We start from the raw sequence: 11,923 nt of genomic DNA, 5'->3' as shown, positions 1-11,923 counted from the left end.
TTTATAAGTTTTTTAAAGCTTGCTTAATGATAGACTCTACTGAAGCATCTGGTGTTTGCTTAATAATTTTATCCACCACTTTTTCTGCCGCCTTACGCATAAAGCCAAGTACTTCTAATGCAGATAACGCTTCATCTTTATTAGTATTGTTAATAACTGGTAAAACTTCATCAATATTATATAATTTTAGAACCTTTTCTTGAAGATCTAAAATTACACGTTGCGCCGTTTTTGCTCCAATTCCTTTTACAGATTGAATTGTCTTAACATCTGCAGATGCAATAGCTTGTAATAATTCCTTTGGGGAAACTGAAGATAGCATATTTCGTGCTGTATTACCTCCAATACCTGAAACAGATATTAAAAGCTTAAATAACTCTCTTTCAATTTTATCACTAAAACCGAAAAGAGTGTGCCCATCTTCTTTAATTTGTAGGTAAGTATATAATTTTAAGTTTTCAGAGGAACCTATTTGAGAAAAAGTATGCAGGGAAATATGGATAAGATATCCAACTCCCCCGCAATCTATCACCACTTCAGTGGGTGTCTTTTCAACTAATCTTCCTTGAATATGTGCAATCATCTCGTCTAAATTTACTTCAAAAATAGCAAATAATTATTAACTATTTAGTAACATTCAGCACGAGTGTTAAACTAATCGTAAAGACAGTTTCTTATTTCTTTTTTCTATTGTCGCGAACTTGTGCATCTACAACTGCTACAGCAGTCATATTCACCATTTCATCAACACTTGCTCCTAATTGGAATACGTGAGCTGCTTTGTCCAATCCTAAAATAATTGGCCCAATTGAAGTTGATTTATTTAGCTCTTTCAACATTTTGTAAGTAATGTTTGCTGAATCTAAATTAGGGAATACAAGAGTATTAACTGTTTTACCAACTAATTTTGAGAATGGAAACTTCGCTTTCAACATTTCTTTGTTCAATGCAAAGTCCATTTGAATCTCTCCATCAACTACCATATCAGGATGCTGTTCGTGTAAGATACGTACTGCTTCTTTCATTTTTGCTGGCGATTCATTTGCAGCTGATCCAAAGTTAGAGTGTGACAACATAGCGATTACAGGTTCCATACCGAACATACGAACTGTTTTCTCAGTCATTACAGCAATTTTTGCTAAATCTTCTGCTGAAGGATCTGGGTTAATAGCTGTATCTGCTAAGAACATCGGTCCTCTTTTAGTCATCATTAAGTTTGTAGTAGCCACTTTAGTAACTCCTGCTGCTTTTGGTATTAACTCTAAAATTGGTTTTACAACAGTAGGGTAATTGCGAGAGAAACCAGTTAATAAAGCGTCTGCTTGTCCTTGGTTAACTAACATTGCTGCAAAATAATTACGCTCTACCATCAATTTAGTAGCATCATACAATGTAATACCTTTGCGCTGTCTTGTTGACCAATATGCTTTAGCAAATGCTTCACGTCTTTCTTTTTGTTCTTCTGATTTTGGATCAATAATTTCTAAATCAGCAGTAAACTCGATGCTTTTCTTTAAATCAAGAATCGTTTCTTTATCCCCTAAAAGAATCGGAATTGCAATCCCTTCTTCGTAAGCAATTTGTGCTGCCTTTAAAACATCTAAATGATCTGCTTCAGCATAAACTACGCGTTTCGGTTCTACTTTTGCACGGTTAATAAGCATTCTTACAAGCTTATTATCGCTACCCATACGAACTTCTAACTCTGTTTTATACTTGTCCCAATCTGTAATAACCGCGTCTGCCACACCTGTTTCAATAGCTGCTTTCGCTACTGCAGGAGGAACTACAGAAATTAAACGTGGATCAAATGGTTTTGGAATAATATACTCTCGACCGAAAGTAAACTTCGTTTCTCCGTATGCTATATTAACTTGTTCTGGAACTGGCTCTTTTGCTAATTTAGCTAATGCTACTACAGCTGCCATTTTCATTTCTTCGTTAATTTTCGTTGCTCTAACATCTAAAGCACCACGGAAAATATATGGGAACCCTAAAACGTTATTAACTTGGTTAGGATAGTCAGATCTACCTGTTGCCATAATAACATCTTTACGTGTCTCCACTGCAAGATTATAATCTATTTCAGGTTTCGGATTAGCCATTGCAAATACAATTGGATTCTCACTCATTCCTAAAAGCATCTCTGGTTTTAAAACATCTGCCGTAGATAATCCGATAAATACATCAGCTCCTTTTAACGCATCTGTTAATGATATATCTCCATCAATTGCAAATTCGCGTTGCAAGTCAGAAATACGGTCATCATTTTTCTTTAAAACACCTTTACTGTTAAACATTTTGATGTTCTCTTGCTTAACACCAAATGCTACATATAACTTAGCACAAGCAATTGCAGCAGATCCTGCACCTGATACAACCATCTTTACTTCCTCAAGCTTCTTACCAGCTAACTCTGCCGCATTAATTAATGCTGCAGCTGAAATAATTGCTGTACCGTGTTGATCATCGTGCATTACAGGAATATTTAATTCCTCTTTTAAGCGTCTTTCAATCTCAAAAGACTCTGGCGCTTTTATATCTTCTAAATTGATTCCTCCAAAAGTAGGAGCAATATTTTTAACTGTCTCTATAAATTTTTCAACATCAGTTGTGTCAACTTCAATATCGAAAACATCTATATCTGCAAAAATTTTAAATAATAAACCTTTACCTTCCATTACTGGTTTTGAAGCCTCAGGTCCGATATCACCAAGTCCTAATACTGCAGTACCATTTGAGATAACTGCTACTAAATTTCCTTTAGCTGTATACTTGTAAACATTGTTTACATCCTTTGCAATTTCTAAACATGGCTCAGCAACTCCTGGTGAATATGCTAATGCTAAATCTCTCTGAGAAGAGTACTTTTTAGTCGGAACTACCTGAATCTTACCTGGTATAGGTTCCGCATGGTACTTTAATGCTTCTTTGCGTAAACTATCTTTGTTCATAAATTTTCATTTAACATGATAAACAAAGGTAGCATTTTTGCCTAATAATCAAAATTAAGTAATTCAGTCGGCTAAAAATTGTATATTTCGCAATAAACCCTCAAATTTAGTCCTCTTTATTGCGGATTTCTTAAAGATTTCATTGAATGTGTCTTTTGTTAATTCTGTCCATTCTCTTTTTTCCAAGCGCATTAACTCATTATTGGGAATAAAACGAGGCTCATTATGAGGCTTTGCAAATCGATTCCAAGGACAAATGTCCTGACAAACATCACAACCGAACATCCAATCATCCAATTTGTTAGCAAATTCTGATGGAATATCATCTCTTAATTCTATGGTTAAATACGAAATACATTTACTACCATTAACGATATATGGACTCTCAATTGCATTGGTTGGACAGGCGTCTATGCATTTGGTACACGTTCCACAATGATCCGTTGTTGGTCCATCGGTTTCTAAATCTAAATCTATGATTAACTCTGCTATAAAAAAGAAAGATCCACTCTTTCGATTAATTAAATTATTGTTTTTTCCTACCCAACCTAAACCACTTTTTGCTGCCCAGGCTTTGTCTAAAACAGGGGCTGAATCAACAAAAACACGCCCATCTACATCACCTATTTCACTTTGGATAAAATAGAGTAACTCCTTTAACTTGTCTTTAATAACATAATGATAGTCCTCACCATAAGCATACTTGGAAATCTTATACGAATCTTCTATCTGTGTTTCTTCTGGATAATAATTTAAAGTAAGTGATACAACACTTTTTGCACCTTCAACAAGTAATCGAGGATCTAACCGCTTGTCGAAATGATTCTCCATATAACTCATTTGACCGTGCATTTGATTATTCAACCAACGTTCTAAACGAGGAGCTTCTACTTCCAAAAAATCAGCTTTGGAAATTCCACAAGACATAAAACCTAAACGGAGAGCTTCAGCTTTAATCATTGCAGCGTGTTTGCTCTTATTTTCAATCATAGTATTTACCTATTCGTCAAAAAGTCCACCCTGACGAGAAACTCGCTTTCGTCCTAAATGCTCATAAGCTTTATCTGTTACCTCTCTACCTCTTGGTGTACGAATAATAAATCCTTCCTGAATCAAATAAGGTTCATATACTTCCTCAATAGTTTCTCCATTTTCTGATACAGCAGTAGCTAACGTTGACAAACCAACCGGTCCTCCTTTAAACTTATCGATAATGGTTAAAAGGATTTTGTTGTCCATCTCATCCAATCCAAATGAATCTACATTTAAAGCATTCAAGGCATATTGCGAGATTGCAACATCAATTGTTCCATTACCTTTTATTTGTGCGAAGTCACGCACACGTCTCAACAAAGCGTTGGCAATACGAGGCGTACCTCTACTTCTACCAGCTATTTCAATTGCTGCTTCTAAATCAATAGGCACACCAAGAATTGAAGCACTTCTTTCTATAATAGTGGCAAGTAATTCTTTGTTGTAGTATTGTAATCTACTTTGAATACCAAAACGAGCACGCATAGGTGCTGTCAGTAACCCTGAACGAGTTGTAGCTCCAACTAATGTAAATGGATTCAAATGAATTTGAACTGACCTTGCATTAGGTCCTGATTCAATCATTATATCAATCTTAAAATCCTCCATTGCAGAATATAAATACTCCTCAACAATTGGACTTAAACGGTGAATCTCATCAATAAACAACACATCTCTCTCTTCAAGATTAGTAAGTAATCCTGCTAAATCACCAGGTTTATCCAATACAGGACCTGATGTAATTTTAATCCCTACATCTAATTCATTCGCTAAAATATTAGCCAATGTAGTTTTTCCTAAACCGGGAGGTCCGTGAAACAAAGTATGATCTAAGGCTTCGCCACGTTGATTAGCTGCCTCAACAAAAATCTTTAAATTTTCCAAAACAGAAGCTTGACCAGCAAAATCATCAAATGATAGTGGTCTTAACTTTTTTTCTATATCATTCTCTTCCGGAGAAAAGTGTTTATTAGTAGGGTTCAAATTCTCATTCATATCGCAAAGATAAATTAAATTATCAATCTCTTAAAAACAAAAAAGGCCATCCGATTAGGATGACCTTTTTTATATATAATAGACAAGCTATTTCTTAGTGATGTAATTGCTCTTCACCTTCTACAAAAGGCATATTTTGAGGAGCAAAGTCTTCAGGTAAACCTGGTTTACTGTAGTCATAAGGCCATCTGTAAACAACTGGTAATTCACCTGGCCAGTTACCATGAATATGTTCTACTGGTGTAGTCCATTCTAAAGAGTTACTTCTCCATGGGTTCTGAGTAGCTTTCTTACCATAGAAAATACTATAGAAGAAGTTCCATAAGAACACTAATTGGAAAGCAGCACCTACTAAAGCGAACACAGTAATTAACACGTTCACATCGTAGAACTCATCAAACAATGGGAAAGCAGTGTTTGAGTAGTAACGACGAGGTAATCCAGCTAATCCGATGAAGTGCATTGGGAAGAAAACTCCGTAAGCACAAACTGCAGTTACCCAGAAGTGGATGTAACCTAAGTTTTTGTTCATCATTCTTCCAAATAATTTAGGGAACCAGTGGTAGATACCAGCAAACATTCCGTAAAGAGCAGAAATACCCATTACTAAGTGGAAGTGAGCAATAACGAAATATGTATCGTGAACGTTGATATCTAATGTTGAATCTCCTAAAATAATCCCTGTTAAACCTCCAGTAATGAAAGTTGAAACGAAACCTATACAGAAAAGCATAGATGGGTTCATTTGGATATTACCACTCCAAATTGTAGTGATATAGTTAAACGCTTTTACAGCTGATGGAATTGCAATTAACAATGTTGTGAAAGTAAACACAGATCCTAAGAATGGATTCATTCCCGATACGAACATGTGGTGACCCCAAACGATTGTTGATAAGAAAGCAATACCTAAAATTGAAGCAATCATCGCACGGTAACCGAAAATTGGTTTACGAGCGTTACATGCAATAACTTCAGAAGTAATACCCATTGCTGGTAAGATTACGATGTAAACCTCAGGGTGACCTAAGAACCAGAATAAGTGCTCATACAATACTGGAGAACCTCCTTGGTAATGTAATACTTCTCCTGCTAAATAAATATCAGATAAGAAGAATGATGTTCCAAAGCTTCTATCGAATAATAATAATAAAGCAGCTGATAATAATACAGGGAAAGAAACGATACCGATGATAGCTGTAGTAAATAAAGCCCAAACTGTCAATGGTAATCTTGTCATAGACATTCCTTTTGTTCTTAAGTTAATTACAGTAGCAACGTAGTTTAAAGATCCCATTAAAGAAGATGCGATAAAGATTGCCATTGAGATTAACCATAAAGTCATCCCCATACCTGATCCAGGAATCGCTTTTGGTAAAGCACTTAATGGAGGATAAACTGTCCATCCAGAAGATGCTGGTCCTCCTTCTACGAATAATGATAAAATCATAATTACTGCAGAAATAAAGAATAACCAGTAAGAAAGCATATTCAAGAATCCTGAAGCCATATCACGTGCTCCAATTTGCAATGGAATAAGTAAGTTCGAGAACGTACCACTTAAACCTGCTGTTAATACGAAGAATACCATAATCGTACCGTGCATTGTTACTAATGCTAAGTACGCGTCATTCTTCATTACTCCATCAGGAGCCATTTTATCACCTAATAACCATTTGAATACTGTAAAAGATTCTTCTGGCCAAGCGATTTGCATTCTAAATAAAAGAGACATCACAATCCCTATGATTCCCATAACAATACCTGTAATAAGGTATTGTTTGGCAATCATTTTATGGTCTAAACTAAATACATATTTAGTAAAGAAGTTTCCTTTATCATGATGATCATGAAGATCGTGATCATTAATAATTTCGTGTCCTTCTGCTGACATAGTTAAATTGATTTTAATACGTGAGTTTTATTTTACTACTTGAGCGATAGCTTCAGAATCAACTTCTACTTCAGCTTCTTCTACTGCTGGTGCAGCTGGAGCTTCTTTAGATTTTTTCTCTTCAGCAACTTGATTTCCTAATGTAGGAAGTTCTTTTAACCAAGATTCAAATTCTTCAGGAGTTTCAACAACTACCTTCATTTGCATGTTATAGTGAGATGCTCCACAAATTTTATTACATAATAATAAGTAATCGAATGAATATGGATCTAAAGCCTCTTCACCTTTAGCAACTAAATCTTGACTTCTATCAGCTCTAATATTGTTAATATTATTTACTTTCTTAACAATCTCCTCACGAGTTCTCATTTCTTCTGTTGTAACAGTTGGAGTAAATGCGAACTGAGTTACCATCCCAGGAACACAGTTCATCTGTGCTCTAAAGTGAGGGAAGTAAGCAGAGTGAAGAACGTCTTGTGAACGGAATTTCAATACAACTTTCTTTCCTAATGGTAAGTGTAATTCTTTTGCCATTTTATCGTCATTAGCATTTGGATCTGACATGTCAACTCCAACTACATTGATTCCTTCGATAAAACGAACGTTTGCTTTTCCTAACGTATTATCTTGTCCTGAGTAACGAACATCCCATCCAAATTGTTTAGCATAAACTTCAACAATTAAAACGTCTTCTTCCTCATCAACAAACATAATGTCATTCCAAGCGAATAATCCATAAAGGATCAAACCTGATAATGTAATAACTGGGATAATAGTCCAGATAGCCTCTAATTTATCATTATCTGAGAAATATTTTGCTTTTCTACCTTTTACTCCACGACCTTGGAATGCAAAGTAGTGTAATAAAAATTGTGTAAAAATCTGAACGATGAAGATTAATCCCATTGAAATCCACATCAAGTTGTCAACTTGTGTACCGTGCTCTGAAGCAGGGTTACTCATCAAAGGAAAGCTACCATACTCTACTAAACAAAAAATAGTAAAAATGTAGATAAATCCTAAGAAAGCGAAAGTTAAATAACCGTTGATGTTATTATCTTTCTCATTTGCGATTTCCGCATTTGTGTCATTAGGACCAGAACCAACTTGAGTTAAATCAAAGATCTTAGTCAATTGCCAAATAGCAATTCCCAATAACACAACTACAGCTAATATTAATAAACTTGTCATTTGTTTATTTTTAGATATTAATAGTGAAAATGTTTACTCTCTTCAATCAAAGGATTGTTCTTAGCTAACAATGGTGCTTTTGTAAGAGCTGTAAATCCAACATAGATAAATAATCCGATGAAGAACATAAATGCAGCAATTTCAGGAACACCGATAAACCAAGATCCTCCTACTGTACCTGGAGAAATCATCATAAAGAAGTCAACATAGTGACCAACGATGATACATGTACCAGCCATAACTACAATCCAAGTTAAACGTTTGAAATCTGTATTGATTAATAATACTAATGGCAACACAAAGTTCAATAACAACATTCCGAAGAATGGTAAGTTATACTCTTGAATTCTGAAGATGAAGTAAGTTACTTCCTCTGGAATATTAGAGTACCATTGCAACATAAATTGAGAGAACCAAAGATAAGTCCAGAAAATACTTAATCCAAACATAAATTTAGCTAAATCGTGAATGTGAGAAGTATTAACAAATTCTAAATATCCTTTGTTTTTTAAGTATAAAGTTACAAATGCGATAGTTGTAATAGCAGTTACAAAGAAACTTGCGAATACATACCATCCAAATAATGTACTATACCAGTGTGTGTCAATTGACATGATCCAATCCCATGATGCCATAGACTCAGTAACGATGAAGAAAGCTAAGAATCCAGCAGATGCTTTGAACATCTTTTTGTGGAATACTAAATCTCCTGTTGCGTCTAAAGCTAAAGATTGTTTACGAGCATAGATTCTGTAAATGTTCCATCCTCCTAAGTAAACAACTGCTCTAATGATAAAGAAAGGAACGTTTAAATATCCTGTTTTACCTTGAATAATTGTATCGTGTGCTACAATGTTAGGATCTGCCCAAATAAACAAATGGTTAAAATTGAATACAGACAATAACAAAATAACGAAGAAGATTATAGAACCAGGTAAAATATAACTTGATAAACCTTCCATTACTCTGAAAAGAACAGGAGACCATCCTGCACTTGCAGCGTAATTAATAGCGTGGAACGCTAAAATACCTACAGACACTAACATAACAAAAATACATGCTACGTACAACGCTGTCCAAGGTTTGTTTTGCATTTGAGTCAAAACGTGCTCTAAATGCTGTTGGTGAGCTTCATGATCTGCATCTGAAACCGAAGAATCGTGTCCAGAAGCGTGACTCGCACCACCATCGTGATGCGCTTGCTCAGTTAAGATCTGCTCTACTTCAGCAGTAGTCTTTGGTGCACTGAAGAAACCATATGCAATCCCTACAAGTCCTAAGACCATAAGAACGATTGCAAAAGTCTTCAAGTTTTTTGAAAATGTGTACATATCTAAACTTTCAAATAAGTTTTACAATTTATTATTCTGATTTCAATTTTAAAACGTAATCTGTAACTAACCAACGCTCGTGTTGATTTAATTGATTAGCATGAGATCCCATTGAATTCAAACCATAAGTAATTACATGGTAAATACCCCCTTCTGTTAGCTCTCTATCTTTATAGTTAGGAACCCCCAAGAATTTCTCTCTTTTTACCAAATTACCTTTTCCATCTCCTTTTGCACCGTGACAAACAGAGCAGTAAATTGTATACAATTCTTTACCTTTCTCTGAGTCTTTCTCCTCAACAGATAATGGTGATTTCAAGTTAGCTTTTGCGCTAGCTAAACCTTCTGGAGTATTTGCATACTCCTCAGGTTGAAATCCACGAGGTACAGATCCTTCTGCAGGAATCTGTCCTTCTTTACCGTTTTTAAATACTGTAGTTGGAACTTCAGAATATGTTTCATATGCAACTGATTCGTACATATTAGGCATAAACTGATAGTTAGGACGCTCTTTATTAAAACAAGAAGTAGTCAAAACTGATACTCCTACTAAAGCTACAATTTTATATATCGTTTTCATTCTACAATTACTTTTCAATTACTTTTACTTCAACTGCTCCAGTTTTTTTGAAGAACTCAATAGCAGACTCTTCGTCGCCATTTAAAGCTACCTCCATTAAAAAGTGATCATCTGTAGTTCTAACATCTGGATTCTCAGCTTTTTTGAAAGGCCATAATTTACTTCTCATGAAGAAAGTAAGAACCATTAAGTGAGCTGCAAATAAAACTGTCATCTCGAACATAATTGGAACGAAAGCTGGCATATTTTGGATGAAGCTAAAACTTGGTTTACCTCCAATATCTTGAGGCCAGTCTACAATCATAATAAAATACATCATGAAAGTACCGAAAGACAAACCTACCAAACCATACAAGAATGCACAAATTGCAAGTCTTGTTGGTTTTAATCCCATAGCCTTATCAAGACCGTGTACTGGGAATGGAGTATATATTTCCTCAATATGATGATGAGCAGATCTAGTTTCTTTTACTGCATCTAACAATACATCATCATCATTGTATAATACGTGAATTACTTTGTTACTCATAATGATTAATGATTTAAAGATTGATGATTCTCTTTAGAGTCTCTTGCTTTCTTGTAATATTCACCAGAAGATTTTAAGATAGTTTTCACCTCTGCCTGTGCAATTACAGGGAAACTTCTTGAATACAATAAGAACAATACAAAGAAGAAACCAATAGTTCCAATATAAATACCAGCATCTACGAAAGTAGGTTGGAACATTGTCCATGAAGATGGTAAGTAATCTCTATGTAATGATGTAACGATAATTACGAAACGCTCAAACCACATACCGATATTTACAATAATCGAGATAATGAATGAGAACATAATGTTCGTTCTAATTTTCTTGAACCACATAACCTGTGGAGAAATTACGTTACAAGTCATCATTAACCAATATGACCACCAGTAAGGTCCTGTAGCACGGTTTAAGAATGCGTATTGTTCATACTCTACTCCTGAATACCAAGCTACCCATAACTCTGTAATATAAGCAACACCTACGATAGATCCTGTAATCATTACAATAATGTTCATCAACTCGATGTGTTGAACTGTAATGTAAGCTTCTAAGTTAGAAACTTTTCTCATGATGATTAACAACGTGTTTACCATTGCGAATCCAGAGAAAATAGCTCCAGCTACGAAGTAAGGAGGTAAGATTGTAGTGTGCCATCCAGGGATAACTGAAGTAGCAAAGTCAAAAGATACAATCGTGTGTACAGAAAGTACCAATGGAGTAGCTAAACCAGCTAATACTAAAGATACCTCTTCGAAACGTTGCCAGTCTTTTGCTCTACCTGACCAACCAAATGATAAAATTGAATATACTCTTTTTGTGAATGGCGTAATTGCTCTATCACGTAACATAGCGAAGTCAGGAAGTAAACCAGTCCACCAGAAAACTAATGATACTGATAAATACGTAGAAATCGCGAAAACGTCCCATAATAATGGTGAGTTAAAGTTTACCCATAATGAACCAAATTGGTTTGGAATAGGTAATACCCAGTAAGCTAACCATGGACGTCCCATGTGAATGATAGGGAATAAACCAGCCTGAACTACAGAGAAAATTGTCATTGCCTCTGCAGAACGGTTAATAGCCATTCTCCATTTTTGTCTGAATAATAATAATACGGCTGAGATAAGTGTACCAGCGTGACCGATACCTACCCACCAAACGAAGTTGGTAATATCCCATGCCCAACCTACAGTTTTATTTAATCCCCAAGTACCAATACCTGTACCAACAGTGTAAGCCATTGAACCTACACCCCATAAAAAAGCTACTAAAGCTATAGAGAACACTGTCCACCATAATTTATTAGCTCTTCCTTCTACAGGTCTAGCCACATCTACAGTTATATCGTGATATGATTTTTCACCAATAACTAAAGGTTTTCTAATGGGTGCTTCGTAATGTGACGACATA

General features: G+C 35.3%; 10 protein-coding genes. All 10 read right to left on the bottom strand.

Going from position 1 to position 11,923, the window contains the following annotated elements; translation table 11 throughout:
• Position 1: 1 nt before the first annotated feature.
• Positions 2-583 carry a Holliday junction branch migration protein RuvA gene (ruvA, locus tag GQS07_RS06480; RefSeq protein ID WP_158210113.1) on the bottom strand — a complete coding sequence of 194 codons (582 nt, stop codon included), beginning with the start codon at positions 581-583 and terminating at the stop codon, positions 2-4.
• A 91-nt stretch (positions 584-674) separates the two neighbouring features.
• A complete protein-coding gene (locus GQS07_RS06475) occupies positions 675-2,954 on the bottom strand; it encodes an NADP-dependent malic enzyme (protein ID WP_158210112.1) in 2,280 nt (759 codons plus the stop codon).
• Between the two features lie 63 nt (positions 2,955-3,017).
• Complete coding sequence (gene queG, locus GQS07_RS06470) at positions 3,018-3,944, bottom strand: tRNA epoxyqueuosine(34) reductase QueG (RefSeq protein WP_158210111.1); 927 nt, start codon at positions 3,942-3,944, stop codon at positions 3,018-3,020.
• Positions 3,945-3,953: 9 nt separating this feature from the next.
• Positions 3,954-4,982: a Holliday junction branch migration DNA helicase RuvB gene (ruvB, locus tag GQS07_RS06465; protein ID WP_158210110.1), complete on the bottom strand. Its 1,029-nt coding sequence runs from the start codon at positions 4,980-4,982 to the stop codon at positions 3,954-3,956.
• 94 nt (positions 4,983-5,076) lie between these two features.
• A complete protein-coding gene (locus GQS07_RS06460) occupies positions 5,077-6,876 on the bottom strand; it encodes a cbb3-type cytochrome c oxidase subunit I (protein WP_158210109.1) in 1,800 nt (599 codons plus the stop codon).
• A gap of 27 nt (positions 6,877-6,903) precedes the next feature.
• Positions 6,904-8,067 carry a cytochrome c oxidase subunit II gene (locus GQS07_RS06455; protein WP_158210108.1) on the bottom strand — a complete coding sequence of 388 codons (1,164 nt, stop codon included), beginning with the start codon at positions 8,065-8,067 and terminating at the stop codon, positions 6,904-6,906.
• A 17-nt stretch (positions 8,068-8,084) separates the two neighbouring features.
• Complete coding sequence (locus GQS07_RS06450; protein WP_158210107.1) at positions 8,085-9,398, bottom strand: quinol:cytochrome C oxidoreductase; 1,314 nt, start codon at positions 9,396-9,398, stop codon at positions 8,085-8,087.
• Between the two features lie 31 nt (positions 9,399-9,429).
• Positions 9,430-9,978: a c-type cytochrome gene (locus GQS07_RS06445; protein ID WP_158210106.1), complete on the bottom strand. Its 549-nt coding sequence runs from the start codon at positions 9,976-9,978 to the stop codon at positions 9,430-9,432.
• Between the two features lie 7 nt (positions 9,979-9,985).
• Complete coding sequence (locus GQS07_RS06440) at positions 9,986-10,507, bottom strand: DUF3341 domain-containing protein (RefSeq protein WP_090405540.1); 522 nt, start codon at positions 10,505-10,507, stop codon at positions 9,986-9,988.
• Positions 10,508-10,512: 5 nt separating this feature from the next.
• Positions 10,513-11,922 (bottom strand): NrfD/PsrC family molybdoenzyme membrane anchor subunit, encoded by a 1,410-nt coding sequence (nrfD, locus tag GQS07_RS06435; RefSeq protein WP_090405542.1) that lies wholly within the window; start codon positions 11,920-11,922, stop codon positions 10,513-10,515.
• Position 11,923 lies beyond the last annotated feature (1 nt).

Source organism: Myroides phaeus, assembly GCF_009799805.1.
Classification (GTDB): domain Bacteria; phylum Bacteroidota; class Bacteroidia; order Flavobacteriales; family Flavobacteriaceae; genus Flavobacterium; species Flavobacterium phaeum_A.
Note: the sequence above shows the minus strand (reverse complement) of the source record. Positions and strands in the feature narration are given on the sequence as shown.